Origin of the sequence: Streptomyces sp. WM6372 (assembly GCF_001279655.1) — a bacterium.
Lineage (GTDB): Bacteria > Actinomycetota > Actinomycetes > Streptomycetales > Streptomycetaceae > Streptomyces.
In genome coordinates this window covers 57408-83167 of sequence record NZ_LGDB01000036.1, presented here as the reverse complement: position 1 = coordinate 83167, position 25760 = coordinate 57408, and the positions used below count along the sequence as shown (strand labels likewise).

Here is a 25760-nt window from a genome sequence, read left to right as displayed (position 1 = left end):
CGCCGGCGAGCTGTATGGGATGTCCCCGACCGCTTACGACCCTACCTCTCCGTGAGCTTTTGAGTGACATCGGCCGGGACCTGACACTCCCCCCGCCACAAGGGAGACAGCCGCCGGGGCCCGCACCGTGCGCTCGGCACGGGACCCCGGGGACTTTGGTCTCCATCACCCAGAGTGAGCGACGGGGGCTCGAATGATCAGCGGTGTAGCGACCTGAGCGCCTTACCGACGAGTACGGCTCGATCCGCCGCCGCCGGCAGGTGTTCGAGGCCGAAGCCGAGGAGCACCGTGTTACGCGTAGTGACCGAGGCGTAGGACTTGAACAGCTCGCCGGACCGGGCCCAATCGCCCGGAACCACGGGACTTCCGGCAGGTGCGCCCTGGGCGGTCCAGGCTCCCAGGGAGGTCTCGAACCCCTCCACGGCCTGGTCGGCTCCCCCCACGGAGACGCGTGCGTCGTCCGCGAAGAGGCCGCGGCCGCCGGAACCGCCGTCCGAAACGTAGGAGAGGGAGACCTCGACGGTCTTGCCCGCGTACGCACTCAGGTCGAAGGTGACCTGCTTCCACCCGTCGGACGAGCCGGTGAAGCTGTTCCACGAGCCGCTGGTGCCGGCGGCGGTGCAGCCGGCGCTGTCCAGGGTGAGGTAGTGCTTGAGGAACGGGTGGCCGTTGATGTAGAACCCGGCCTCGCACTCCGTCGGGACGGAGGTGCCGGTCAGGCCGCCCGCCTCGGGCAGCGTGGTCCAGTCCTCGGCCCCGGTCGTGTGGGCCTCCAGGAGCGCGTGGTCGTAGCCCTGCTCGGTGTTCCAGTTGAGGGCCATCTTGAGCTGCGGCCTGTCGGCGGCGGTGACCTTGGTCAGGTCGACCGTGCGGGTCAGCCGCTTCCACTCGTCGTCCTCGTGGGTGGCCGCCGCCATCCCCGTACCGGAGTAGGGGGCGTACGGGTTCACGACCCCGGCGTACTGGCCCGCGGGCGCGCTCTTGAACTGCGGGAACTGCGCCGCGGGCAGGGAGTCGGAGGTGACCGCGTAGGAGCCGGGGGCGTTGAACGGGTTGCCCGCCGCGTCGCCCAGGCCGCCCTTGGCGCCGGAGAGGCCACCCGTACCGATGAAGCCGGTCGCGCCGCGGGCACTCGTACGGCTGTACGCGCCGAGGTAGTACTGGCTGAAGTCGTCCGTCACGGCGCGGCCGACCTGGGCGTTTCCGCCCGCCAGCTCACCGGCCTCGATCAGCTTGCCGCCCTCGTTGAGGAAGTCCCGTACGGCGAGCTGGGTGTCGCCGCCGGGGGTCTTGGCGCCGGTGTAGTGGACGGCCGTACGGAAGTGGGAGAGCACGCCGAGGTGGTGCGGGGCACCCTGTACGGCCACGTCCCAGACCGCCGCGGACTTCCCGTTGGCGCGCAGGGCGTCGACGTACTCCTGCGCGTGCTGGGCCTTGGCCCCCTCCTCGGCGATCACCAGCACGTCGGCGCGCGGCCGCTCGGCCACCGTGTACGTGAAGTGCTCGCTGGAGACCTGCCGGCCGGAGCCGTCGCGGCCGGTGAACCAGACCTCGACCTTGTCACCCGGCCTGGCGCCGTCGACCTTGGCGCGGTACTCGTCGAACCAGTTGTTGTCGTCGCCGCCGTAGACGTCGCCGCCCTTCCAGGCCCTCAGTCCGTCGTCGTGCGTACGGCCGCCGTTGATACGGAACTTGAGCTGCTTGTCCTTCAGCGCCTTGCGGGCGGTGACGGAGACCGTCTGGTCCTCGCCCTTGGCCACGTACGAGGTGGTGAAGGGGTCCGGTGTGAAGTCCGCGGCGCTCAGGCCGACGGAGGACTTCGGCTGGTCCGGGTGGGCGGCGCTCTCGCCGACGGCCAGGGCGAAGGGGACGTTCTTCGCGAACTCCGCCTGGATGAGCTTCTCGTCGTCCGGGAAGTTGAAGCCGGACCGGCAGTCCTCGGGCTTCCACCGGTCGTTCGGGTCGCTCGCCGAGGCCGTCTGGCAGGTGGTCATCTCCGGCGTGAACATCATGACGCCGTTGACGTTCGTGGCGTGGCCGTCGGCCTCGCCGTTGGTGGTGTAGAGCTCGGAGGAGATCTGCGGGTAGTAGCCCGGGATCGCGGAGTTCTCCGGGGTGCCGGCGAGCGCCTTGTAGGCGACGTCGTCCGGGGTCGGGGTGGCCACCTGCCAGCCCACGCCGTAGAGCAGCAGCTCGGAGGCGGAGTGGTAGTTGATGGCGTACGTGAAGCCGATGCGCTTCTCGAACCTGTCGAGGGCGACGGTCTCCGGCTCGGAGGAGGGCTTGGTGCCGCGGTAGGTCTCGCTCGACTGGTTCGGCGAGGAACCCTCGTTGTCGTATCCCCACTTGTAGGCGAAGTTCCGGTTGAGGTCGACGCCGTCACCGGTGGTGATCTTGCCGTCGCCGTTGTTGTCGCGCAGGTTCTTGCGCCACAGCCGGTCGCCGTCCGGGGAGTGCGTGTAGTCGTACCCGTCCGGGTTGGCGGACAGCAGGAACCACAGCTCGGTGGAGTCCACCAGCTTGGTGATCCGCTGGTCCTTGCCGTAGTTGTCGAGGGTGTGGTGCATCAGCCGCCGGGTCATCTCGGGGGTGATCCACTCACGGGCGTGCTGGTTGGACATGTAGAGCACGGACGGCTTGCCGCCGTCCTTGGTGGTGCGGGCGTTCTTGGTGACCTTCAGGGCCAGGATGTCCTTGCCCTGGACGGTCTTTCCGATGGAGACCACCTTGGCGAGGCCGGGGTTGGCCTGGGCCGTCTTGAGGATCTCCTCCTGGAGCCCGCCCTTGCCGCTGTACGGGCGGAAGACCCCGTCGCCGACGGCCTCGGCGCGGGCCGCGCCCGCCGGGACCTTGTGCTCGGCGAGCTTGACGCCCTGGCCGGCGAGCTCCTTGGCCTGGGTGCCGGTGAGGAACAGCTCGACCTTGGCGGTCCCGTTCTCCGGGGCGCGCTCGGTGAGCTCGTGGGAGTCCTGGCCCGCGGCGAGGAGCAGCGGTACCTGCTCCTTGGTGATGTCCGCGTCGTAGACCCGGACCTCGTCGGCGCCGGGTGAGGCGTCTGCTGCGGGCCGGGCGTGGGCCACAGGAAGAGCGGCCAGTGTGGTTCCCAAGACGAGTGCGCTTGCGGCGAGGATCGATCTCGCGCGGTGCCTCATGTGCCCCCCTGGGCGTCGTCTGCCACGAAAGCGTTCGGACGACAGGCTCACGATCAGGCGATGCCCATGTCAATGGGGCGTGTCTCAAAGGGGTCCGCACGTGTGACGTGCGGACCCCTTTGAGACGTACGGCGCGAGGCGTACGGAGTACGGGGCGACCGGCGGGCTCACCGACCGGCGTCTCGTCCCGGCGCGGTCGGCCCGGCGCGGTCGGCCCGGCGCGGTCAGCCCGCCATGTTGTCGGCGAGGTCCTCGCTCAGGTTCGACTCGGTCCCCGGGACGCCCAGGTCCTGCGCCCGCTTGTCGGCCATCGCCAGCAGGCGGCGGATCCGGCCCGCGACCGCGTCCTTCGTCAGGGGCGGGTCGGCGAGCGCGCCCAGCTCCTCCAGGGAGGCCTGCTTGTGCTCCATGCGCAGCCGGCCGGCCGCCGCGAGGTGCTCGGGGACCTCCTCGCCGAGGATCTCCAGCGCGCGCTGGACCCGGGCCCCGGCGGCCACCGCGGCCCGCGCCGAGCGGCGCAGGTTGGCGTCGTCGAAGTTGGCGAGGCGGTTGGCGGTGGCGCGCACCTCGCGCCGCATCCGCCGCTCCTCCCAGGCCAGCACCGACTCGTGCGCGCCGAGCCGGGTGAGCAGGGCGCCGATCGCGTCGCCGTCGCGGACCACGACCCGGTCCACGCCGCGCACCTCGCGTGCCTTGGCGGCGATGGAGAGCCGGCGGGCGGCGCCCACCAGGGCCAGGGCGGCCTCCGGACCGGGGCAGGTCACCTCCAGGGAGGAGGACCGGCCCGGCTCGGTGAGCGAGCCGTGGGCCAGGAAGGCGCCGCGCCAGGCCGCCTCCGCGTCGCAGGTGGCTCCGGAGACCACCTGCGGGGGAAGGCCCCGGATGGGACGGCCGCGGCCGTCCACGAGGCCCGTCTGGCGTGCCAGCTGGTCACCGCCGGCCACGACCCGGACGACGTACCGGCTGCCCCGGCGCAGACCGCCGGGGGCCATGACCACCAGGTCCGAGGAATGGCCGAAGATCTCCAGGATGTCCTTGCGCAGGCGCCGGGCAGCGATCCCGGTGTCCAGCTCCGCCTCGATGACGATCCGCCCGCTCACCAGGTGCAGCCCGCCCGCGAACCGAAGAATCGCCGAGACCTCCGCCTTCCTGCAGCAGGTCCGGGTGACGGGGAGCCGGGAGATCTCATCCTTCACCGCTGGCGTCATCGCCATGGGCCGATCCTTCCATGCATCCGAAAAATACGGTCGTACGCGGCGGCGAGCAGCTCCGGGTCATGCTTCGGAGAGCCGTCTTCCCTGGCCACCGGCGCCAGCTCGACCGCGGCACCGAACCGTTTTGCGGCATCGGCGAGGGACTCGCGGTCGGGCACGGCGGCCTCGTCGGCCAGCACCACGTCCAGGGCGAGTTTAGGGGCGTGTCGGGCCAAAACCTCCAAATGACGCTGCGGAGAGAAGCCCTCTGTTTCGCCGGGCTGCGGCGCGAGGTTCAGCGAGAGGACCCGGCGGGCCTTGGTCTCGATGAGCGCGTCGAGCAGTTCCGGCACCAGCAGGTGCGGGATCACGGACGAGAACCAGGACCCCGGACCGAGCACCACCCAGTCCGCGTCCAGGACCGCCGCGACGGCCTCCGGCACGGCCGGCGGATCGCCGGGCACGACCTGTACGGAGAGCACCTCGCCGGGGGTCGTGGCCACCGTGGCCTGCCCGCGGACGGTGTCGACCTCGCCCGGGCGGGCGGGATCGTGGCCGCGGACCAGCGCCTGCAGCTCCAGCGGAACCGCCGACATGGGCAGCACCCGGCCCTGCGCCCCCAGCAGCTTCCCGACCAGGTCGAGGGCCTGGACGGGGTCGCCGAGCTGTTCCCACAGGGCGACGATCAGCAGGTTGCCGACCGCGTGCCCGTGCAGGTCGCCCTCGGACTGGAAGCGGTGCTGGATGACGCGGGCCCAGGTCTGGCCCCAGTCGTCGTCGCCGCACAGCGCGGCCAGCGCCTTGCGCAGGTCCCCGGGCGGCAGCACGCCGAGCTCCTCCCGGAGCCGGCCGCTGGAACCGCCGTCGTCGGCGACGGTGACGACGGCGGTGAGCTCTCCGGTGATCCGGCGCAGGGCTGCCAGGGAGGCCGACAGGCCCATGCCGCCGCCGAGGGCGACGACCTTGGGTGCGACCACCTTGGGGGCTGCGCCGCGGCGCAGCCCGGTGCGGCCCGCGCCGTCCTCGTCCCGCCCCGAGGTGAGGCGGCGCAGGCGGCGCAGCCGCAGGGTGCGTCCGGTCACTCGCGCCCCATGTCCCGGTGGACTACGACGGTCTCGACTCCCTCGGAGGCGAGGCGGGCAGCGAGCTTCTCGGACATGGCCACGCTGCGGTGCTTGCCGCCGGTGCAGCCGACCGCGATGGTCACGTACCGCTTGCCCTCCCGGCGGTAGCCGGTGGCGATGAGCTGGAGCAGCTCGGTGTAGCGGTCGAGGAACTCCTTGGCGCCGGGCTGGCTGAACACGTAGCCCGACACCTCCGGGTTGAGGCCGGTGAAGGGCCGCAGCTCGGGCACCCAGTGCGGGTTGGGGATGAAGCGGCAGTCGACGACGAGGTCGGCGTCGACGGGGAGGCCGTACTTGTAGCCGAAGGACATGACGGTCGCCCGCAGCTCGGGCTCCTCGTCGCCCGCGAACTGGGCGTCCATCTTCGCGCGCAGCTCGTGCACGTTCAGGCTGGAGGTGTCGATGACCAGGTCGGCGTCGCCGCGCAGCTCGCGCAGCAGGTCGCGCTCGGCGGCGATGCCGTCGGTGATGCGGCCGTCTCCCTGGAGGGGGTGCGGGCGGCGGACCGACTCGAAGCGGCGGACCAGCGCGTCGTCGGAGGACTCCAGGAAGACGATGCGCCGGGTGACGCCCTTGCTGTCGAGGTCGGAGAGGGACTCGCGCAGGGCGTCGAAGAACTGGCGGCCGCGGACGTCGACGACGACGGCGATGCGCGCCACGTTGCCCTGCGAGCGGGCGCCGAGCTCCACCATGGTGGGGATCAGTGCGGGCGGGAGGTTGTCGACGACGAACCAGCCGAGGTCCTCCAGACACTTGGCCGCCGTACTGCGGCCGGCCCCGGACATGCCGGAGATGATCACCAGCTCGGGGATGGCCGCCTCGGCGGTATCTCCGGGCTCCGCTGTCGTGCCCGTGCTCACCTGTGCTCCGTCTCGGTCGTGCTCGGTCGTGTGGTCGGTCGTCTGCTCGGCCGTCCGGCCGTTCGTCTGGTCGGTCTCGCGCTCGGTCATTGCTCGGTCCCCCGTTCGGACGATGTCCCCCAGCTGCCGCTGGGAGGTGCCCCCACCCGCGGGGGCGGGGTCTCATCCTCAATGATCTCTCCTGTCGCCGTGTTGACGGCAGGACCGGCGGGAACCGACCGGGCGAGCGCCGCGGCCACGGTCTCGGCCGTCTTGCGTCCTATGCCCGGGACCTCGCAGATCTGGTCGATTGTCGCCTGTCTCAGCTTCTTCACCGAACCGAAGTGCTTGACCAGGGCCTGCCTGCGGCTTTCGCCGAGCCCGGGCACCTCGTCGAGCGGGCCCGCCTTGAGCCGTTTTCCGCGCTTGTTCCGCTGGTACTGGATCGCGAACCGGTGGGCTTCGTCACGCACCCGCTGGAGCAGGTAGAGCCCCTCGCTGGTGCGGGGCAGCACGACCGGGTCGTCCTCGCCGGGCAGCCAGACCTCCTCCAGCCGCTTCGCCAGCCCGCAGACGGCCACGTCGTCGATGCCGAGCTCGTCCAGGGCCCGCTGGGCGGCGGCCACCTGCGGCTGCCCGCCGTCGACCACGACGAGCTGCGGCGGGTACGCGAAGCGCTTCGGCCGCCCGTCGTCCTCGGCGAGGGGGTTCTCCAGGGGGTTCTCCCCCTCCTCCCCGTCCTCCGGGGACCACTCGCCGGTCTTCAGCTTCTCCTGGAGGTAGCGGCGGAAGCGCCGCGAGACCACCTCGTGCATGGACCGGACGTCGTCCTGTCCCTCGAACGATTTGATCGCGAAGCGCCTGTACTCGCTCTTCCTGGCCAGTCCGTCCTCGAAGACGACCATCGAGGCCACCACGTCGTCGCCCTGGAGGTGCGAGATGTCGAAGCACTCGATGCGCAGCGGCGCACTGTCGAGCTCGAGGGCCTCGGCGATCTCCTCCAGGGCCCGCGAGCGGGTGGTGAGGTCGCTGGCGCGCTTGGTCTTGTGCAGGGCCAGGGACTGCTGCGCGTTGCGGTGGACGGTCTCCATCAGGGCCTTCTTGTCCCCGCGCTGCGGGATGCGCAGGCTGACGAGCGAGCCGCGCCGCTCGGCGAGCCAGTCCGCGAGGGCGGGCGCGTCCTCGGGCAGGGCCGGGACCAGCACCTCCTTGGGGACGGCCTCGCCGCTCTCCTCCCCGTAGAGCTGCTGGAGGGCGTGCTCGACGAGTCCGGCGGTGTCCACGGCCTCGACCTTGTCGGTGACCCAGCCGCGCTGGCCGCGCACGCGCCCGCCGCGTACGTGGAAGATCTGCACGGCCGCTTCGAGCTCGTCCTCGGCCACGGCGATGAGATCGGCGTCCGTGGCGTCGGCGAGGACCACGGCGTTCTTCTCCATGGCCCGGCGCAGCGCCCCTATGTCGTCGCGCAGCCGGGCAGCCTTCTCGTACTCCATCTCCTCGGCGGCCTCGTGCATCTGCCGCTCCAGCCGGGACAGGTAGGTACCGGTCCGTCCGGCCATGAAGTCGCAGAAGTCCTCGGCGAGTTCGCGGTGCTCGTCGGGGGTGACCCGGCCGACGCAGGGCGCGGAGCACTTGCCGATGTAGCCGAGCAGGCAGGGCCGCCCGATCTGCGCGGACCGCTTGAACACCCCGGCGGAGCAGGTCCGCACGGGGAAGACCCGCAACATGAGGTCGACGGTCTCGCGAATCGCCCAGGCGTGCCCGTACGGCCCGAAGTACCGCACGCCCTTCCTCTTGGGCCCCCGCATGACCTGGACCCTCGGGTATTCCTCGTTCATCGTCACCGCGAGGGAGGGGTAGCTCTTGTCGTCCCGGTACTTGACGTTGAACCGGGGGTCGTACTCCTTGATCCAGGAGTATTCGAGCTGGAGCGCCTCGACCTCGGTGGAGACGACGGTCCACTCGACGGAGGCGGCGGTGGTCACCATGGTGGCGGTGCGCGGATGGAGCCCGGCGAGGTCCTGGAAGTAGCTGGCCAGCCGCTGCCGCAGGCTCTTGGCCTTCCCGACGTAGATCACCCGGCGGTGTTCGTCGCGGAATCGGTAGACCCCCGGGGAGTCGGGAATCTGCCCCGGCGCGGGACGGTAGCTGGAAGGGTCGGCCATGCCAACCACCCTACTTCCGCCCACCGACAACCCCCGTACACCGGGCCCGCCCCAGCCCCGCCGGCGTTCGGGGTGCGGGTCACGGGCGGCCAGCCGGCCACAACGGCCTTGCAGCCGGCCGGCCGCAAGGCCGTTGCTTCGGGCGGGCGGTGGGGACGACGTCCGCGAGGGCCGACCGGCGGCGACCGGGAAAATCGCTGTCCCATCACCGGAGCACGGTGATAGAGATCCGGCGTGGAAAAGAATCTTGAGTTCCTTGACCTGCTGCGACTGATCGATGAACGGTCGACCGCCTTCCGCGCCGCGGTCGCCGCCGCGCCCAGTCTCGACGCACAGGTGCCGACCTGCCCCGGGTGGACGCTGTTCGATCTGGTGAAGCACCTGGGTGGGGGAGACCGTTTCTGGGCCGCCATAGTCGGCGCGGGGCCTGCCGACGCTCCCCCGGCCGAGGCCACCGCCGCGCGCGCCGCTCTGGAAGTGCCGCGGGAGCGTGAGGCCCTGCTGGCCTGGCTGGCCGCGTCGACGCAGCTTCTGCTGAGCGCCCTGCGCGAGGCAGGACCGGAGAGCGGTTGCTGGGCGTGGTGGAGTGGCCTGCAGACGCCGCGGACCTCTGGCGGAGTCGCCCGGCACCGGGTCCAGGAGAGCGCGGTGCACACCTACGACGCCCTGCTCGCCGCGGGCGCCCCGCAGCCGCTGCCGGCCGAGGTCGCGCTCGACGGTGTCGAGGAGTTCCTGTTCACCTGCGTCGCGTCGCCCAGCGCCTGGCCGCACGAGCCCACGTCCTTCGACTTCCACACCGCCGAGGGCCGCTCCTGGCGCCTCACGGTCGACGGCGACGGCGCACGCTCCACCCGCATCCCCGCGCCCACTGCCGCGACCGGCGAGGACTCGGACGCAGCCGGCGTCTCCATCCATGGCACGGCCAGTGAGTTGGTCATCTACTTGTACGACCGCATCCCGGCCGAGTCCTTGCACGTCGACGGAGACGCAGGGCTGCTCGACCTGCTCCGTGCCTGGGAGCCGACGGAGTAGGACGTAGCGGGGGCCGTTGGCCGCGCCTCGAGCCGGTAGGACACGACTCTTCGCCGGGTTCGTCAGTCGCGGCACCGGGCTCAAACCCGCGAGGCGGCCTCGGGGCGTCACCGACATCAGGTGCTACTTCCTTGATCAGGAGTTGCACCGAAGCCACTCAGACCCCGTCCCGGCAGGCGTCACGGCGTGACGACTGTCCGGGACGGGGTCTGAGTGGCCTCCGGGCGCTCGCGCCACGCCCTGGTGCGGCGGGCCGGAGAGCAGGACCGAGAGTCCGACCGCTCGCGGACGCTGATGATCCCGTTGCACTGCTCGCACCGGCCCGCGCCGAACACGGTGTCGCCGAACCGTCGACGGCAGGCCCTGGTGGTCGGCGACCACGCCGCCGCGGCCGGCGGCCCGGCCGTCGAGCCCGACCGGGTCTCCTACCCGGCCGCCGTCAGGGTCATCCGCCGCACCGTCGTCGCCCGGGCCGCCGCCACCGACCGCCACCGGGCTGCAGCACGCCCTCGTCGAGGTCCGCGAGGAACTGCGGCACCGCCTGCTGCCCGCCCGCAGCACGGCGACCGCGGCGCCCGCCCGCAGCAACGGCATCGCGGCCGGCCGCCCGGGTCCCGGGCCACTGCCCCCGGCAAGGGGCGGGGGCAGTGGCCCGGGTCCCGGCAAGGGGCGAGGCCGGTCAGGCGGTGGCGCGGCCCCGCCGCGAGCGGCGCACGGCGAGCGCGCCGGCCGCGGCCAGCGCGAGCCCCCCGGCGACGGCCCCGGCCGTCACCGGCGTACCCGCACCGGCATCGGCGGCGGCATCGGCGGCGGCGCCCGCCGCGTAGCCCCCGGCCTTGCCCTCCTTCGCATACGCCGAGCCCGGCAGTTTGTCCCCGTACGCCCGCGTCACCCTCGACCGGTACGCGGCGAGGCTGGTGCCCCCCGCGCCGACGGCGCGCTCGGCGTCCTCGTCCAGCGGCAGCACCCGGCTGCCCCCGGCCACGTACCACGCGTCGATCTGCGGTTCCCGGAACACCGTGCCGCCGGGCAGTTTCGCGGCGCCGAGCTGCGCGTAGCGGAACTCGTCGTCGCCGGTGGCGATGTTCACGACCTGCCATCCCGCCTCGGTCCGCGCGGTCCACAGTGCGGCCTGCTGCCCGTCCGAGGAGACCGCCTTGCTGGCGAGGAACTCCAGCCGGGCCACGCTCGCCCCGGCCTTGCCCGCGACGAAGTCCGGGGACAGGTAGCTGACCGGTACCGCCTCACCCTCGATCCGCGGCCGGGCCGCGTTCAGCGCGACCTTGCCCTCCCGGGCGAAGAAGCGGGACAGCGTGGCCAGGGTGTCGGGGGCGGCGGCCGCCCGCTGCGCCGCGGCCCTCGTCTCCGCGGTGACGGACTGCGGCTGCGGCACGGGCGCGGCCGCGGCCTGCGGGGCCGCCGTGCCGACGAGGGCGACGGCGGTCGCGGCGAGGAGCGCGGCGGAAACACGCTTGGACATGGCGCTCACGCCCCGATCCGGTAGAGCGAGTGGGTCCAGGAGAAGGTGCTGTTGTCCACGTACCAGGCGTGCGAGGCCCAGTTGTAGCGGTCGCTGGACGGCCACGGATCGCCCCAGTAGACCCAGCTGTCGGCGGTGTCGTAGCCGTAGATGACGTGCATGTGGCCGCCGCCGTTGGACCACTGGATCCGGGTCTCGACCGGCCGGTTGGCGTCGATCTCGCTCTGTACGGTGGGGTAGCGGAGCCAGCCGGTCACGTACGAGCCGGAGTTGATGCCGGCCCAGTTCAGGGCGGTCTGGACGTTGCCGAGGGTGGCCTGGTTGTTGGGGCAGTCGTAGCCCTGCTGGCGGTTGAAGGCGGCGTTGCAGAACTGGTTCTGCGTGTAGTTCCGGCCGAACCAGGTCGCGATGGTGTTGCCGCTCGCGGCCCAGCACCAGTTGGTCTTGGCTTGCGCCTGCATGGTGATGTTCAGGCGCTTGTACGCGAGGGCGGACCCGGTGCCGGCATCGCTCGTGGGGGCAGCGGTGGCGGCGGTGGTGGGCAGGGCGAAGAGCACGGCGGTGAGGACGGCGGCCGGGGAAAGCCGCCGCCGGATTCGGTTGCGCATCGCGTTCCTCCCGTGTGGGGATCTCCCCGGTGGGGCCGGGGAGGGTGGGGGTTGGAGGAGCGCGTCCGGACGCTGCTGAGGAGCATCAGGGTGTTGTCGCGATCAGGTCAACAGGCTTCAATACGCCTTGACATCGCAGTGTGAACGGCGGGACCGCAGTGTGAACGGCTGCCGTCCTTTCACCTGGACCCCGGGTGCCACCGGCGAGCTCTCCCGCCCCACCCCGCGTGAACGTTCACAGGAGGAGCCGTCATGCGGTCGACCGGGGAGAGCGCGGAGGCGGGCGCGCGGGAGCTGGCGCAGCTGCTGCGTACCGGCCCCTTCCACCTCGCCCTGCGCGCCGCGCTCAGCGCCCGCGGCCTCCCCCTGCACCGCGTACAGCACCGGCTCGCGGCCCGCGGCATCAAGCTCGGCGTGACCAGCCTCAGCTACTGGCAGCAGGGCGCCCGGCGGCCGAGCCGCCCCGAGTCCCTGAAGGCCGTACGGGCCCTGGAGCAGATTCTGGAACTGCCCGCAGGGACGCTGCTGCGGCTGCTGACCGCCCCGGAGGGCGCCGGGCCCGAGGCGGTCCGCCCGCCGGCCCGCTCGTACCGGGCCCTGATCGGCGTCGGCGCGGCCGTGGAGGGGCTGCTGGCCGGCATGGAGCTGCCCGCCGACGGCGGCCTGCACACCGTCGGCCACCACGAGCGGGTACGGATCGGGGCGGACGGCGAGCTGCTGGGCCGCGAGTCGCAGCACGTCGTACGGGCCCACCGCGACGGGGTCGACCGGTACCTCGCCGTCCACCACGGGGACCCCGGCTGCGATCCGGCCCGGGTCCGCGTACGGGCGGACGAGAACTGCCGGACCGGCCGCGTCCGCTGGCACCCGCAGGCCGAGGTGCTGGTCGCCGAGCTGCTCTTCGACGCCCGGCTGCGCGCCGGGGACACGTACGTCTTCGGCTACGGCTTCGAGGACGGGACCGGCGGCCGCTGCACCGAGTACGTGCGCGGGTTCAGCTACAGCGGCGGGCAGTACGTGCTCCAGGTCCGCTTCGACGAGGCGGCGCTGCCGGTGCGCTGCCGGCGGTTCAGCCGTACCGGGCCGGGGGCGCCGCGCGGCGGGCTGGCGGACCTGACGCCGAGCGGGCGCCACCGCGCCGTGCACCTCGTGGAGCCGGAGGTGCGGCGCGGGCTGCTGGGCATCGCCTGGGACTGGGCGTAGCCCCCCTCGGCCGCGCCTTCCGGATCAGGCCGGATCAGGCCGGATCAGCCGGCGATGAGCTTGCCGCCCTCGGCCTTGACCGGGACGGCGGGCAGCGGGTCGGTGGCGGGGCCGCGCAGCACCTTGCCGGTCGTCACGTCGAATCGGCTGCCGTGGCAGGGGCAGTTGCCCTCGCCGTCGTCGATCTTGTCCAGGACGCAGCCGGCGTGCGTGCACTGGGCGCTGAACGCCTTGTACTGGCCCTCCGCCGGGCAGCTGACGACCAGCTTCTTCTCCCGGAACAGCTTCGACCCGCCGACCGGGACCTCGGACGCGGCGCCGAGCTCCACCGGGGCGGCCGGGACCGCCGGGGAGCCGGCACCGCTGTTGCCCTCGGTGGAGCAGGCCGCGAGCGCCGCCCCACCGCCGACGGCCCCGACGATCGCGGCGGCGCCCTTGAGGACGGTACGGCGGGCGGCGGGCTGCGACGCGGACATGCGGTTCTCCTGGTCTGGGGGTTGGTGCCGGTGGTTCTGGTGGTTCGGGTGGTTCCGGTAGTGCCGGTGGTTCAGTTGCTTCTGCTGGTTCAGCTGCTCCTGCCGGGCCCCCGACGATACCGCTGCCCGGTTCCGCCGCCCGATGGGATACCTTCCCCGCGTGATCGTCGTCGGTGGAGAAGCCCTGATCGACCTCGTGCCCGTGGCGCAGCCGCCGGGCGCGCTGGTGCCGCGGCCGGGCGGGGGCCCGTACAACACCGCGCTGGCGCTGGGCCGGCTCGGTGCGGAGGTCGCCTTCTGCTCCCGGGTCTCGGCGGACGGTTTCGGCGAGAGCCTGCTCGCCGGGCTCCGTACGGCCGGGGTGGACCTCTCCCTGGTGCAGCGCGGGCCGGAGCCCACCACCCTCGCCGTGCCCTCGATCGCCCCGGACGGCTCGGCGGCGTACGGCTTCTACGTGGAGGGCACGGCCGACCGGCTGTTCACCCTGCCCGGGGCGCTCCCCGCGGGCACCCGGGCCCTGGCGCTCGGCACCTGCTCCCTCGCGCTGGAGCCGGGCGCGAGCGCGTACGAGGCCCTGCTGCGCCGGGAATCCGGGCGCGGGCTGCTGACCCTGCTGGACCCGAACATCCGCCCGGCGCTGATCGCGGATCCGGCGGCGTACCGGGCCCGGTTCCTGAGCTGGCTGCCGTACGTGTCCGTCCTCAAGCTGTCGGAGGAGGACGCCGGCTGGCTGGGCGGGCGGGTCCGCGACTGGCTGGCGGCCGGCCCCTCGGCGGTGGTGCTCACCCGGGGTGCGCAGGGGCTGGCGGTCCGGACCCGGGAGGCCGCGGAGTACGAGGTACCGGCCCGCCGGGTCGCGGTGGCGGACACGATCGGGGCGGGCGACACCGTCAACGCGGCCCTGCTGCACCGCCTGTCGGCCCTCCCGGCCGGCGACCCGGTGGACTGGCCGGGCGTCCTGTCCTACGCGGCTCACGCGGCGGCGCTGACCTGCACCCGGGTGGGCGCGGAGCCGCCGTACGCGCAGGAGCTCAGCGGATAGCGGCCCACAGGGTCCGGGCCACGGCGGGGGCGAACTCCTCGACCGGCCGCACCACTTCGGGACCGGAGAAGTGCAGGAAGAAGGCCCGCTGGAAGCAGGCCCCGAGCAGCAGCGCGGCGGCCGCCTCCGGATCGGCGTCGGGGCGCAGCCGCCCCCGCTCCAGCTCGCGGCGCAGCCGGCCGGTGAGGGCGTCGCGTACGACGTGGGGGCCGGTGCCGATCTCCTGCACGCCCTCGCGGTGCCGGGTCAGCAGGGCGGGCTCGGCGAAGAGCGAGGCGGCCATGGGCATGGCGTCGGCGTAGAAGAGCGAGGCGTGGCGGGCGATCGCGGCGAGCCCCTCCTCGACGGAGCGCTCGGCGTGGTCGCGGTCGAGCTCGGCCATGAGCGGCCCGGCGTTGGGGGTGCGCTCCATGAGGACGCGCACGAAGAGCTCTTCCTTGTTCGCGTAGTGCTTGTAGAGCGCGGCCTCGGAGCAGCCGGCCTCGCGGGCGATGGCCTTGGTGGTGGTATTGGCGAGGCCGATGGTGCGCATGAGCTTCTCGGCGGCGTCGAGGAGCCGCTCGGGAGTGGGCCGGCTTGACTTCGGGGTGAGCATTCACTCACCCTAGCGGAAGAAGGGGTGAGTAAATACTCACCCACCCTTGGACGGGAGCCGGCGATGAAACTGACGGTGTTCGGAGCCACGGGCGGTGTCGGCCGCGAGATCGTCCGGCAGGCCCTCGACGCGGGCCACGAGGTGACGGCGGTGGTGCGCGACCCCGCCCGGCTGGACGTCGCGGCGCACGAGCGCCTGGAGGTGGCCGTGGTGCGCGACCTGACGGACGAGGACGCGCTGGTCCCGGCCCTCGCGGGCCGGTCGGCGGTGATCTCCGCGCTGGGCGCCGCGAGCAACAAGCAGGCGCGGCTCGCGCCGGTCACCGGGCCGGCGCTGCGGTCCATCGTCTCGGCGATGGACCGGGCGGGCGTGAGCCGCCTGGCGGCGGTGAGCGCGGCCCCGGTCGGCCCGGACGTCGCCACCGACGGGTTCCTGGCCCGGAGGGTCTTCCTCCCCCTGCTGCGCCGGGCCCTGCGCGATCTGTACGCGGACCTGGCGGTCATGGAGGCGACGATCCGCGCGAGCGGCACCGAGTGGACGGTGGTCCGCCCGCCCCGCCTCCTGAACAAGCCGCACACCGGCCGCTACCGCCGGGTCATCGGCGCCAACGTCCCGGACGCGCGCACGATCTCCCGCGCGGACGTCGCGGACGCCCTGCTGGCGTCGCTGACCGACCCGTCGACCGCGGGCCGGGCGGTGGGCGTGGCGGCCTGACCCCGGCGGACCCTCGCGGGCGGCCCCCACGGGGGTGGAGCCGCCCGCGCGAGGGCAGGCCGGGGGACGCGGCACCGCACGGAGGGGGCCCGGCCGGTGGCCGGGCCCCCTCGGGCGACGTACCGCGCGGCGGTCAGGCCTTGCGGGCCCGCGCCGTCGTCTTCTTGGCCGGGGCCGCGGCCGCCTTCTTCGCGGGAGCCGCCGCCTTCTTGGCCGCGGTCCGCTTCGCCGCGGCCTTCTTCGGCGGGGCCACGGGCGACGCGGCGTCGGAGACCCGCTCCGCCCCGAGGATGTCCCGCAGGAACTTGCCGGTGTGGCTCGCGCCCACCGACGCGATCTGCTCCGGCGTGCCCTCGGCCACCACCAGACCGCCGCCGTAGCCGCCCTCCGGGCCCATGTCGATGACCCAGTCCGCGGTCTTGACGACGTCCAGGTTGTGCTCGATGACGATCACCGAGTTCCCCTTGTCCACCAGCCCCGACAGCACCTTGATCAGCTTCGAGATGTCCTCGAAGTGCAGACCCGTCGTCGGCTCGTCCAGCACGTACACCGTCCGGCCCGTGGACCGCTTCTGCAGCTCCGACGCCAGCTTCACGCGCTGCGCCTCACCGCCCGACAGCGTCGGCGCCGACTGGCCGAGCCGGACGTACCCGAGCCCCACCTCGTTCAGCGTCTTCAGGTGCCGCGCGATCGTCGGCACGGCCTCGAAGAAGTCCAGCGCCTCCTCGATCGGCATGTTCAGGACTTCGGCGATCGACTTGCCCTTGTAGTGGACCTCCAGCGTCTCCCGGTTGTACCGGTCTCCGTGGCAGACCTCGCACGGGACGTACACGTCCGGCAGGAAGTTCATCTCGATCTTGATCGTGCCGTCGCCGGAGCAGTTCTCGCACCGGCCGCCCTTCACGTTGAAGGAGAAGCGGCCCGGCAGGTAGCCGCGCACCTTCGCCTCCATCGTCTCCGCGAAGAGCTTGCGCACGTGGTCGAAGACGCCCGTGTAGGTCGCCGGGTTGGACCGCGGGGTCCGGCCGATCGGCGACTGGTCGACATGCACGACCTTGTCGACGAGGTCGTCCCCGTCCACCCGCGTGTGCCGTCCCGGTACCGACCGGGCGCCGTTCAGCTCGCGCGCCAGGTGCGTGTACAGGATGTCGTTGACCAGCGTCGACTTGCCCGATCCCGACACGCCCGTGACCGCCGTGAGCACACCCAGCGGGAAGGACACGTCGATGTCCCGCAGGTTGTTCTCCTTGGCGCCGTGGACGGTCAGCCTCCGGTCCCCGTTCACGGGCCGGCGCACGTCCGGGATCGCGATCGAGCGCTTGCCGGCCAGGTACTGGCCCGTCATCGACTCGGGGTTCTTCAGCAGCTCCTTGAGCGAGCCGCTGTGCACGACCTTGCCGCCGTGCTCACCGGCGCCCGGGCCGATGTCCACGACCCAGTCGGCCACCTTGATGGTGTCCTCGTCGTGCTCGACGACGATGAGCGTGTTGCCCATGTCCCGCAGCCGCACCAGTGTCTCGATCAGCCGGTGGTTGTCCCGCTGGTGCAGGCCGATGGAGGGCTCGTCCAGTACGTACAGCACGCCCACGAGACCGGAGCCGATCTGCGTGGCCAGCCGGATGCGCTGGGCCTCGCCGCCCGACAGGGTGCCGGCGGCACGGTTGAGCGAGAGGTAGTCCAGGCCGACGTCGACGAGGAAGCGCAGCCGCTCGTTGACCTCCTTCAGGACCCGCTCGGCGATCTTCTTGTCGCGGGCGTCGAGCCGCATCCGCCCCAGGAAGTCCGCGCACTCGCTGATCGACATCGCGGCGACCTCGGCGATGGACTTCTCCATCACCGTCACCGCGAGCACGATCGGCTTGAGCCGCGTGCCCTCACAGGTCGGACAGGGCACCTCGCGCATGTAGCCCTCGAAGCGCTCGCGGCTGGCGTCGCTCTCGGACTCCGAGTGCCGGCGCTTGACGAACGGCACGGCGCCCTCGAAGGCCGTCGTGTACGCCCGCTCGCGCCCGTACCGGTTGCGGTAGCGGACCTCGATCTGCGTCTTGTGCCCGTACAGCAGGGCCTTCTTCGCCCGCTGCGGCAGTCCGGCCCACGGGATGTCCGTACGGAAGCCCAGCTCGCCGGCGAGCGCGCCGATCAGCCGCTGGAAGTAGTCCTTGGTGTGGCCGAGGGACCACGGCGAGACCGCGCCCTCGTCGAGGGACTTGTCCTCGTCGGGGACGATCAGCTCCGGGTCCACCTCCATGCGCGTACCGATGCCGGTGCACTCGGGGCAGGCGCCGAAGGGGGAGTTGAAGGAGAAGGAGCGCGGCTCCAGCTCCTCGAAGGACAGGTCGTCGTACGGGCAGTAGAGGTGCTCGGAGTACATCCGCTCACGCTCGGGGTCGTCCTCGGCGAGGTCGACGAAGTCCAGGATCACCATGCCGCCGGAGAGGCCGAGGGCGGTCTCCACGGAGTCGGTGAGCCGGCGCTTGGCGCCTTCCTTGACGGTGAGGCGGTCGATGACCACCTCGATGGTGTGCTTCTCCTGCTTCTTCAGCGTGGGCGGCTCGGAGAGCTGGATGGTCTCCCCGTCCACCCGCGCCCGGCTGTAGCCCTTGGTCTGGAGGTCGGAGAAGAGGTCGACGAACTCGCCCTTGCGCTCGCGCACCAGCGGCGAGAGCACCTGGAAGCGGCTGCCCTCGGGGAGGGCGAGCACCTTGTCGACGATCGCCTGCGGCGACTGGCGCGAGATGGGGCGGCGGCACTCGGGGCAGTGGGGCTTGCCGATGCGCGCGAAGAGCAGGCGGAGGTAGTCGTAGACCTCGGTGATGGTGCCGACCGTCGAACGCGGGTTGCGCGAGGTCGACTTCTGGTCGATCGAGACGGCCGGCGAGAGCCCCTCGATGAAGTCCACGTCGGGCTTGTCCATCTGCCCCAGGAACTGGCGGGCGTACGACGAGAGCGACTCGACGTAGCGGCGCTGGCCCTCGGCGAAGATCGTGTCGAAGGCCAGGGAGGACTTGCCCGAACCGGAGAGTCCGGTGAAGACGATGAGCGAGTCGCGGGGCAGGTCGAGCGAGACGTTCTTGAGGTTGTGCTCGCGAGCGCCACGAACGATGAGACGGTCGGTCACGCCGGTCCGCACCTTTCTTGAGAGAGCGGGGGCACGGGGCCCCCGACTGTCCAGCGTACGGCTGGCTGGGTGGGCGCCTCTGCGATGGAGAAGAGCTTGGACTTCGAGCGTATAGCACGCGCATTCGATTTACGGCACTCGGCAGACGGGTTCACCCGTTCGTGTGGCCAGGGGCTCGCGGCACTAGGCTCGGATCCATGACTGATCATGTGCACGACCTGCAATCTGTACGTGAAGCCACGGACCGAATGCTGACCGCTCTCGCGAAACTGGACAACGCGGCCCTGGCCGAAGAGTCACATCTGCCGGGCTGGACCCGCGGCCACGTGCTGGCTCACCTGGCGCGCAACGCGGACGCCCTCGTCAACGTCTTCGCCGGCCGCCCGATGTACGAGAGCGCCGAGGCCCGCGACCGCGACATCGAGCGCGACGCCCCGCGCCCGCTGGAGGTCCAGCTCGCCGACGTGCGCGCGACCCATGCCGGCTTCCTGGCGCAGACCGAGCGGGACCAGGACTGGTCGCGCACCGTCGAGCTGCGCAACGGGGTCACCGACCTGGCTTCGAACGTGCCGTTCCGCCGCCTCGTCGAGGTGGAGCTGCACCACGTCGACCTGAACATCGGCTACGAGCTCTCCGACCTCCCGGAGGAGTTCACCGCCCGCGAGATCGCCTTCCTCGCGGACCGCTGGTCCGGACGCCCGGAGGTGCCCCCGGTGACGCTCCGGCTCGAAGAGGACGGCGGCCCCACCTGGCACACGGGCGGCGCCGAGGGCGGCCCGGTCACCGTGCTCGGCACCGGAGCCGAGCTCCTCGGCTGGCTCGCCGGCCGCGGGGACAGGGGCGCGCACCTCACTGTCGTCGGCGGCCCCCTCCCGGCCCTCCCCCCGCTCTAGGATCAGGACATGACGTACAGCGGAGCAGTCAAGGTCGGCGGTCCGGCCGACGTGCACGAACTCCCGGACCTGATGATTTCCAAGGTCGCGGTGGGCCCCATGAACAACAACGCGTACCTGCTGCGCTGCCGGGCGACCGACGAGCAGCTGCTGATCGACGCGGCGGCCGAACCGGAAACCCTGCTGAACCTGATCGGCGACGACGGCATCACCTCCGTCGTCACCACCCACCGGCACGGGGACCACTGGGGCGCGCTCGCGGAGGTCGTCGAGGCGACCGGCGCGCGCACGTACGCGGGCGTCCACGACGCCGAGGGCATCCCGGTGGCGACCGACGTGCCGGTGGCGGACGGGGACACGGTCACGGTCGGGCGGGTCACGCTGACCGCCCGCCACCTGGTCGGCCACACCCCCGGCTCGATCGCCCTGATCTACGACGACCCGCACGGGCACGCGCACGTGTTCACCGGCGACTGCCTCTTCCCCGGCGGCGTCGGCAACACGTGGGGCGACCCGAAGGCCTTCGAGCAGCTGATCGACGACGTCCAGCACAAGCTCTTCGAGCAGCTGTCGGACGAGACCTGGGTCTACCCGGGGCACGGCAACGACACCACGCTCGGCGCCGAGCGGCCGCACCTGGCCGAGTGGCGCGAGCGCGGCTGGTAGCAGGCGTCCGGTCCGCGGCCCGCGGAGCGGTCCCGGTCAGAGCGGTCCCGGTCAACACCGCGACAGGAAGCACTCCTTCCGGTCGAAGATGACCGAACGCACGTCCTGGGGGTGTGGGGCGGGGTAGTTGCTGCACCATGCAACAAGACCCCTCCCCCGCCCTCCCCCGCCGCGCGGTCCACCGCCCGCCCTCGATGGTGCGGCTGGCGACGGCCTCGCTCGCCGGGACCGCCATCGAGTTCTACGACTTCTTCGTCTACGGCACGGCCGCCGCCCTCGTGCTCGGCCCGCTGTTCTTCCCGTCCTTCTCCCCGCTCGCCGGGACCCTCGCCGCCTTCGGCACCTTCGGCGTCGGCTTCCTCGCCCGCCCCCTGGGCTCGGTGCTCTTCGGGCACATCGGCGACCGGTACGGCCGGCGACCGGTGCTGCTCGCCTCCCTGCTGCTCACCGGCCTCGCCACGGTCGCCGTCGGCTGCGTGCCCACGTACGCGACGATCGGCGTGGCGGCGCCCCTGCTCCTGCTCGTGCTGCGCTTCCTCCAGGGCCTCGGCCTCGGCGGCGAATGGGGCGGCGCGGTCCTGCTGACCGCCGAGCACGCCCCCGAGCAGCGGCGCGGGCTGTGGGCGAGTTTCCCGCAGGTCGGCCCACCGGTGGGCTTCCTGCTGGCCAACGGCATGATCCTCACCCTGTCCGCGACGCTGACCGACGCGCAGTTCACGTCCTGGGGCTGGCGCGTGCCGTTCTGGGCGGCGGGCGTACTGGCCCTCGCCGGGCTGTGGCTGCGCCGCTCGGTGGAGGAGACCCCGCAGTTCCGCGCCCTCGCGGAGACGGGCCGGCGCTCCGACGCCCCGCTGTCCGAGGTCGTACGCGGGCACTGGCGGCTGGTCCTGCTGACCGGCGGGGCCCTGTCCGTGGGGTACGCGGTCTTCTACGCGGTCACCACCTGGTCCCTCGCGTACGCCACGGAGCACCTGAGGGTCGACCGCACGGTGATGCTCGCCTGCATCATGGCGGCCGTCGCGCTGAAGGCCCTGCTGACCCCGCTGGTGGCGGTCCTCGGCGACCGGTACGGCCGGCGGCCGCTCTGCCTGATCGGCAGCGCGATGTGCCTGGTGTGGATGTTCCCGTTCGTCGCGCTGCTGCGGACGGCGGACCCGCTGCTGATGACGCTGGGCTGTCTCGGCGGGCTGCTGGGCATGGTGACGATGTTCGCCGTGGTGGGCGCGTACGTACCGGAGCTGTACGCCCCGCGGATCCGCTGCACGGGCGCGGCCGTGGGCTACAACCTGGGCGGGGTGCTGGGCGGGGCGCTCACCCCGATCGTGGCGACGGCGCTGGCGGGCGGCTCCGGTCCGCCCTGGGGCGTGGCCGTGTACCTGAGCGGGATCGCCCTGCTCAGCCTGGTCTGCTTCGCCCTGCTGCCGGAGACGAACCCGGCGGTCGTGCGGGCGCGGGCGGGCGCGGGCAAGGGAACGGGGGCGGCCGAAGCGGCCGCCCCCGCGTAGCCCCTCGGGGCCCACGGTCCCCGCGGTCCCTACGCGTCGATGCTCTCCGGGCGGGCGGCGGCCTCGGCGGCCGCCTGCTTCTTCGAGGCGATCAGGCTGGTGATCGTGGTGATCACGAGGACACCGCAGATGACGCCGAGGGAGACGGGGATCGAGACGACCGGGACGTTCAGCCCGGACTCGTGCAGGGCGTGCAGCACCAGCTTGATTCCGATGAAGCCGAGGATGATCGACAGGCCGTAGCTGAGGTGGACCAGCTTCTTGAGCAGGCCGCCGATGAGGAAGTACAGCTGGCGCAGGCCCATCAGGGCGAAGGCATTGGCCGTGAACACGATGTACGGGTCCTGGGTGAGACCGAAGATCGCGGGGATCGAGTCCAGGGCGAACAGCACGTCGGTGGTGCCGATGGCGAGCATGACGACCATCAGCGGGGTCAGGACGCGCTTGCCGTTGTTCTCGATGAACAGCTTGGTGCCGTGGTACTTGTCGGCGACGCCGAACTTCTTCTCGACGGACTTGAGGAGGCGGTTCTCCTCGAACTCCTCCTCGTCCTCGTCCTTGCGGGCCTCCTGGATCAGCTTCCAGGCGGTGTAGATCAGGAAGGCGCCGAAGATGTAGAAGACCCACGAGAAGCTGGCGATGATCGCCGCGCCGGCGGCGATGAAGATCGCACGCAGTACCAGGGCGATCAGCACGCCCACCAGCAGGACGCGCTGCTGGAGGTGGGAGGGCACCGCGAACTTCGCCATGATCAGGACGAAGACGAAGAGGTTGTCGACGCTCAGGGACTTCTCGGTGATGAAGCCGGCGAAGAACTCCTGCGAGGCCTGGCCGTTGCCGAAGAACCACAGGCCGAGGCCGAAGAGTCCGGCGAGCACGATCCAGACGACCGTCCAGGTGCCCGCTTCCTTGATCGATACGTCGTGCGGTTTGCGGCCGATGAAGAAATCGGCGCCGATCAGGATGCACAGACCGAGAATGGTCAGCACCCAGAGGGTCCACGAAACATCCACTGCTAATTCGCCTCCGGCAGATGGCTCAGCACACATGTCAGCGTCATCGCTGCCGGAGGTCTCTTCCACCCGGGCGGCCTGGAGGCCGTGGGCCGGCGCCCCGGGACCGACTGCGTTTCACGCAACCGAAGTCGTCCGTATTGACGGGTACGCCGTAGCAGGAAAGCAGGAATACTCCCCTCCGCGTGCCCAGGGTACCCGTCAGAGCCGGGAAAGGTAAAGAGAAGACCAAGGGAAGGTCATGGGCGGGCATCACGCCGGGTGGCGGCGATCCGCTCCAGGGTCTGTTCCAGGACCCGGCTGCCCGGCGGCGGCAGGTCCGGCTCGAAGGTCCAGGCGTGGCCGACCCACGGATCGGCGAGGTGGTCGTCCGGCACCGGCGACAGCCGCATCAGCGAGCGCCACAGCGGATCCAGCAGCGGCCCGTACGCCGAGGCCTCGTCACGGTCCGCCACCATCAGCAGGTGGACGCCGACCGCCGGCCCCTCGTCGGCCAGGTAGCGCAACCGGGTGACCGCCCGGTCGTCGAACCCGTGCGGGAAGTCGTGCACGATCAGCAGCTGGTCGGCGAGGTCCACATCCGGCGGCAGGTCCTCGGGGGCCCCGGCCCGCACGGCCATCTGTACGAGGTCCACCCGGCGGGTCAGCGCCTCCAGGGTCCGGGTGACCCCGGAGGCCCCGGCGGCGGGCGGCCCGGCCAGCACCCCGGCCGCGACGAGCGGCGCCAGGGAGGCGGCCCCCGCCCCGGCCGCGTCGATGACGTGCACGGAGAACCGGTCCCCGGGGTGGACGGCGAGCAGCCGGACCGCGTGGGCGACGGCCATGTCCATGGCGGCCCGGCGCAGCCGGTCGGTGTCCATGGTCATCGCGGCCTCGGAGCCGGTGCGGCCGTTGTCGATCCACAGCCCGCGCTCCAGCGGGGCCCGCACCAGCATGGGGATGCGCAGGTCGGGCCGCTCGGGCAGGTGCAGGTCGCCGAGGCGCAGGGCCATCGGCGCCTCCTCGGGAACCCCGTGCCCGTGCCAGACGGGGTTGGCCCAGCGGGCGTACGAGGCCGGCAGCGCGGGCTCGACCACCTCGGACTCGGCGATCAGCTGGGCGAGGTCCCGGTCGAGCACGGCCTTGGCCTGGGCGACGAGCTCGTCGTGGCGGGCGCGGGCCGCGTCGCGGGCGGCGTTGCCGGAGCCCGCGAGGCGGTGGCGGGGGTCGGACAGCGCCTCGTCGAGCTCGCGGTCCATCCGGGACTCGGCGAAGTCGCAGGCGCTGCGGTAGGCGGCCACGGACCGGGCCAGGTCCTCGAACATGCCCCAGACCTGGTTGTAGAGCCGCTCCTCCAGGGACCAGCCGCTCGCGTCGCCCGCGACCGGGGCGGGGGGCCGGCCGGGCTGCGCGGGCTCGGCGGGCCGCGGCGCCGGTTCGGGCGGCTCGGTGGTACCGGGGCGCCGGCGCGGGTGCACGTAGCTCAGGGTGGGCGCGCTCAGGGTCGGCGGCCCGTCGCCGCCCTCCCCGGCCGCGGGACCCGGCGTACCGGTGTACGGGGCTCCGGAGAGAGGGACCGGGACCGGCTCCGGCTGCCCGGGAGCCGCCGGGGCGGGCCCGTCCTGCGGTTCCGGAAGGCCGAGCGGGACCCCGGGGACGGCGCCGGTGGGCACGGGCGCGGTGGCGAGCGCGGCCTCGTCCCGCGCGGCCGCCCCCACGACGGCGGCGGCCAGGGCGGTGGCGGCCGGTGCGCCCAGCCCGGCGTCGGCCAGCAGCGCGCCGAGCCCGTCGGCGTACCCCTGGCCCACCGCGCGGACCTTCCACGCGCCCTGGCGCCGGTAGAGCTCCAGGGCCACGACGGCGGTCTCGGCGTCCAGCCCCGTCAGCGTGTACCCGGCGAGCTCGGCGCCCTCCGGGTCGGCCACGGCCACGTACGACGCGGGGGCCGCGCCGAAGCGCGCCGGGCCGCCGGGCGGCAGGACGAGGACCACCCCGAGCCGGTGCACGGCGGGTGCGAGGGCGTCGAGGTCAACGGCGAAGCGGTGCTCGCCCGCCACCGCCCCCGGCACCTGAAGTCCGGGCAGGCTCCGGGCGCCGGGGTGGGCCACCGACTCGGGGCCGGCCAGCCGGCCGGCGTCATCGCAGGCCGAGGCCAGGGCCAGTACGGGCGTGCCCGCCGAGACCCTGATCTCCACCCGCGCCCGGGACAGGGGGTGGTTCTGCCCCCGGACCAGTTCGGCCGTCATCCTGCAGCCCTCCCCCGTGCCATGCTCGTCCGCGCTGTTCTGTTCTGCTCTGCTCTGTTCCGGTGCCGCTTACAGGTGCGGCAGGATCGACGGCATCAGGTCCTGGAAGGTCCGGCCGTTGGCCGGGTTGCCGAGGGCCGTCATCTGCCAGCCGCTGCCGACGCGCGACACCTTCGCCATGATCTGCGCGGTGTACTGGCCGCCGCCGTCCAGCGTGTAGCGGGCCAGCTCCTGGCCGTTGGTCTCGTCGACGATGCGGCAGAACGCGTTCTGCACTTCCTGGAACGTCTGGCCGGTGAACGAGTTCACCGTGAAGACGATCTGGTCGATGTGCACCGGCACGCGCTGGAGGTCGACGAGGATCGACTCGTCGTCCCCGCCCTGGCCTGCGCCGCCGACGAGGTTGTCACCGGTGTGCCGCACCGAGCCGTCGTCGCTCTGCAGGTGGCGGAAGAACACCACGTCCACCGGCTGCTTGTCGGCGAAGAGCACCGCCGACGCGTCCAGGTCGATCTCCCGGGTCCGCGAACCGAACAGCCCGCGGCGCTTGGCGGCCTGCCAGCCGAGGCCCATCCGGACCGCGGTCAGCGTGCCCCCGTCCTGCTTCTGCAGACTGATGGCCTGACCCTTGGTCATGTTGACCGTCACGCGCTGTCCCCTCTCCCTAGCCCGCCCCCGATGTGGGTGCGCATGTGTACCTGTGGCTGACGCCAACCC

The 25760-nt window shown here is 72.4% G+C and carries 20 protein-coding genes; 7 read left to right on the top strand and 13 right to left on the bottom strand.

Annotated elements, in window-relative coordinates:
• Nucleotides 1-197: 197 nt before the first annotated feature.
• The 5 genes from ADK52_RS05425 to uvrC all read right to left on the bottom strand — a co-directional run bounded on the left by ADK52_RS05425 (nucleotide 198) and on the right by uvrC (nucleotide 8473).
• Entirely contained in the window at nucleotides 198-3152 is a 2955-nt protein-coding gene (locus ADK52_RS05425; protein ID WP_053688634.1) for a M14 family metallopeptidase, read from the bottom strand.
• A gap of 224 nt (nucleotides 3153-3376) precedes the next feature.
• Entirely contained in the window at nucleotides 3377-4366 is a 990-nt protein-coding gene (whiA, locus tag ADK52_RS05420) for a DNA-binding protein WhiA (RefSeq protein WP_053688633.1), read from the bottom strand.
• On the bottom strand, nucleotides 4357-5427 hold the full coding sequence (locus tag ADK52_RS05415) for a gluconeogenesis factor YvcK family protein (RefSeq protein ID WP_053688632.1): 1071 nt from the start codon (nucleotides 5425-5427) through the stop codon (nucleotides 4357-4359). The genes whiA and ADK52_RS05415 overlap by 10 nt, the downstream gene beginning before the upstream one ends.
• Nucleotides 5424-6419, bottom strand: coding sequence for an RNase adapter RapZ (rapZ, locus tag ADK52_RS05410; protein WP_078987978.1), 996 nt, complete (start codon nucleotides 6417-6419; stop codon nucleotides 5424-5426). Before rapZ ends, ADK52_RS05415 begins: the two co-directional genes overlap by 4 nt.
• Complete coding sequence (gene uvrC, locus ADK52_RS05405; RefSeq protein ID WP_053688631.1) at nucleotides 6416-8473, bottom strand: excinuclease ABC subunit UvrC; 2058 nt, start codon at nucleotides 8471-8473, stop codon at nucleotides 6416-6418. The genes rapZ and uvrC overlap by 4 nt, the downstream gene beginning before the upstream one ends.
• Before the next feature lie 234 nt (nucleotides 8474-8707).
• Here uvrC and ADK52_RS05400 point away from each other — a divergent pair, with 234 nt between their 5' ends.
• Complete coding sequence (locus ADK52_RS05400; RefSeq protein WP_053688630.1) at nucleotides 8708-9505, top strand: maleylpyruvate isomerase family mycothiol-dependent enzyme; 798 nt, start codon at nucleotides 8708-8710, stop codon at nucleotides 9503-9505.
• A 679-nt stretch (nucleotides 9506-10184) separates the two neighbouring features.
• Here ADK52_RS05400 and ADK52_RS05395 read toward each other — a convergent pair.
• Entirely contained in the window at nucleotides 10185-10994 is an 810-nt protein-coding gene (locus ADK52_RS05395; protein WP_053688629.1) for a hypothetical protein, read from the bottom strand.
• Nucleotides 10991-11593, bottom strand: coding sequence for a papain-like cysteine protease family protein (locus tag ADK52_RS05390; protein ID WP_053688628.1), 603 nt, complete (start codon nucleotides 11591-11593; stop codon nucleotides 10991-10993). The genes ADK52_RS05395 and ADK52_RS05390 overlap by 4 nt, the downstream gene beginning before the upstream one ends.
• Before the next feature lie 252 nt (nucleotides 11594-11845).
• Between ADK52_RS05390 and ADK52_RS05385 the strand changes: the two genes are divergently transcribed.
• Complete coding sequence (locus ADK52_RS05385) at nucleotides 11846-12796, top strand: hypothetical protein (protein ID WP_053688627.1); 951 nt, start codon at nucleotides 11846-11848, stop codon at nucleotides 12794-12796.
• A gap of 44 nt (nucleotides 12797-12840) precedes the next feature.
• On the opposite strand, the gene ADK52_RS05380 is transcribed toward ADK52_RS05385, so the two are convergent.
• On the bottom strand, nucleotides 12841-13272 hold the full coding sequence (locus ADK52_RS05380) for a Rieske (2Fe-2S) protein (protein WP_053688626.1): 432 nt from the start codon (nucleotides 13270-13272) through the stop codon (nucleotides 12841-12843).
• 160 nt (nucleotides 13273-13432) lie between these two features.
• Between ADK52_RS05380 and ADK52_RS05375 the strand changes: the two genes are divergently transcribed.
• The gene (locus ADK52_RS05375; RefSeq protein ID WP_053688666.1) at nucleotides 13433-14314 is read left to right on the top strand and encodes a carbohydrate kinase family protein; all 882 of its coding nucleotides are present in this window, start codon (nucleotides 13433-13435) and stop codon (nucleotides 14312-14314) included.
• Here the strand turns inward: ADK52_RS05375 and ADK52_RS05370 are convergent.
• Entirely contained in the window at nucleotides 14304-14909 is a 606-nt protein-coding gene (locus tag ADK52_RS05370) for a TetR/AcrR family transcriptional regulator (RefSeq protein ID WP_053688625.1), read from the bottom strand. The genes ADK52_RS05375 and ADK52_RS05370 overlap by 11 nt on opposite strands.
• Nucleotides 14910-14972: 63 nt before the next feature.
• Here ADK52_RS05370 and ADK52_RS05365 point away from each other — a divergent pair, with 63 nt between their 5' ends.
• Nucleotides 14973-15623, top strand: coding sequence for an NAD(P)-dependent oxidoreductase (locus tag ADK52_RS05365; RefSeq protein WP_053688624.1), 651 nt, complete (start codon nucleotides 14973-14975; stop codon nucleotides 15621-15623).
• A gap of 133 nt (nucleotides 15624-15756) precedes the next feature.
• Here ADK52_RS05365 and uvrA read toward each other — a convergent pair whose 3' ends face one another.
• A complete protein-coding gene (gene uvrA / locus ADK52_RS05360) occupies nucleotides 15757-18741 on the bottom strand; it encodes an excinuclease ABC subunit UvrA (protein ID WP_053688623.1) in 2985 nt (994 codons plus the stop codon).
• Nucleotides 18742-18938: 197 nt separating this feature from the next.
• Here uvrA and ADK52_RS05355 point away from each other — a divergent pair, with 197 nt between their 5' ends.
• From ADK52_RS05355 to ADK52_RS05345, 3 genes are all read left to right on the top strand, one after another.
• Nucleotides 18939-19634, top strand: a complete 696-nt coding sequence (locus tag ADK52_RS05355; protein ID WP_053688622.1) for a maleylpyruvate isomerase family mycothiol-dependent enzyme — start codon at nucleotides 18939-18941, stop codon at nucleotides 19632-19634.
• A gap of 9 nt (nucleotides 19635-19643) precedes the next feature.
• Complete coding sequence (locus tag ADK52_RS05350) at nucleotides 19644-20300, top strand: MBL fold metallo-hydrolase (protein ID WP_053688621.1); 657 nt, start codon at nucleotides 19644-19646, stop codon at nucleotides 20298-20300.
• Nucleotides 20301-20494: 194 nt separating this feature from the next.
• On the top strand, nucleotides 20495-21805 hold the full coding sequence (locus ADK52_RS05345; RefSeq protein WP_053688620.1) for an MFS transporter: 1311 nt from the start codon (nucleotides 20495-20497) through the stop codon (nucleotides 21803-21805).
• A 29-nt stretch (nucleotides 21806-21834) separates the two neighbouring features.
• On the opposite strand, the gene ADK52_RS05340 is transcribed toward ADK52_RS05345, so the two are convergent.
• The 3 genes from ADK52_RS05340 to ADK52_RS05330 form a co-directional block, all read right to left on the bottom strand.
• On the bottom strand, nucleotides 21835-22818 hold the full coding sequence (locus ADK52_RS05340; RefSeq protein ID WP_053688619.1) for a TerC family protein: 984 nt from the start codon (nucleotides 22816-22818) through the stop codon (nucleotides 21835-21837).
• Nucleotides 22819-23057: 239 nt separating this feature from the next.
• Entirely contained in the window at nucleotides 23058-25043 is a 1986-nt protein-coding gene (locus ADK52_RS05335) for a TerD family protein (RefSeq protein ID WP_053688618.1), read from the bottom strand.
• 69 nt (nucleotides 25044-25112) lie between these two features.
• On the bottom strand, nucleotides 25113-25691 hold the full coding sequence (locus ADK52_RS05330; protein WP_030160310.1) for a TerD family protein: 579 nt from the start codon (nucleotides 25689-25691) through the stop codon (nucleotides 25113-25115).
• Between the last annotated feature and the right edge of the window lie 69 nt (nucleotides 25692-25760).

What these genes read in the sequence shown, in the direction of transcription:
- ADK52_RS05365 (WP_053688624.1), top strand. Translation starts at nt 14,973, where the DNA reads ATGAAACTGACGGTGTTCGGAGCCACGGGCGGTGTCGGCCGCGAGATC.
- uvrC (WP_053688631.1), bottom strand. Translation starts at nt 8,473, where the DNA reads ATGGCCGACCCTTCCAGCTACCGTCCCGCGCCGGGGCAGATTCCCGAC.
- ADK52_RS05380 (WP_053688626.1), bottom strand. Translation starts at nt 13,272, where the DNA reads ATGTCCGCGTCGCAGCCCGCCGCCCGCCGTACCGTCCTCAAGGGCGCC.
- rapZ (WP_078987978.1), bottom strand. Translation starts at nt 6,419, where the DNA reads ATGACCGAGCGCGAGACCGACCAGACGAACGGCCGGACGGCCGAGCAG.
- ADK52_RS05355 (WP_053688622.1), top strand. Translation starts at nt 18,939, where the DNA reads ATGACTGATCATGTGCACGACCTGCAATCTGTACGTGAAGCCACGGAC.
- whiA (WP_053688633.1), bottom strand. Translation starts at nt 4,366, where the DNA reads ATGGCGATGACGCCAGCGGTGAAGGATGAGATCTCCCGGCTCCCCGTC.
- ADK52_RS05425 (WP_053688634.1), bottom strand. Translation starts at nt 3,152, where the DNA reads ATGAGGCACCGCGCGAGATCGATCCTCGCCGCAAGCGCACTCGTCTTG.
- ADK52_RS05335 (WP_053688618.1), bottom strand. Translation starts at nt 25,043, where the DNA reads ATGACGGCCGAACTGGTCCGGGGGCAGAACCACCCCCTGTCCCGGGCG.
- ADK52_RS05350 (WP_053688621.1), top strand. Translation starts at nt 19,644, where the DNA reads ATGACGTACAGCGGAGCAGTCAAGGTCGGCGGTCCGGCCGACGTGCAC.
- ADK52_RS05385 (WP_053688627.1), top strand. Translation starts at nt 11,846, where the DNA reads ATGCGGTCGACCGGGGAGAGCGCGGAGGCGGGCGCGCGGGAGCTGGCG.
- ADK52_RS05345 (WP_053688620.1), top strand. Translation starts at nt 20,495, where the DNA reads ATGGTGCGGCTGGCGACGGCCTCGCTCGCCGGGACCGCCATCGAGTTC.
- ADK52_RS05370 (WP_053688625.1), bottom strand. Translation starts at nt 14,909, where the DNA reads ATGCTCACCCCGAAGTCAAGCCGGCCCACTCCCGAGCGGCTCCTCGAC.
- ADK52_RS05390 (WP_053688628.1), bottom strand. Translation starts at nt 11,593, where the DNA reads ATGCGCAACCGAATCCGGCGGCGGCTTTCCCCGGCCGCCGTCCTCACC.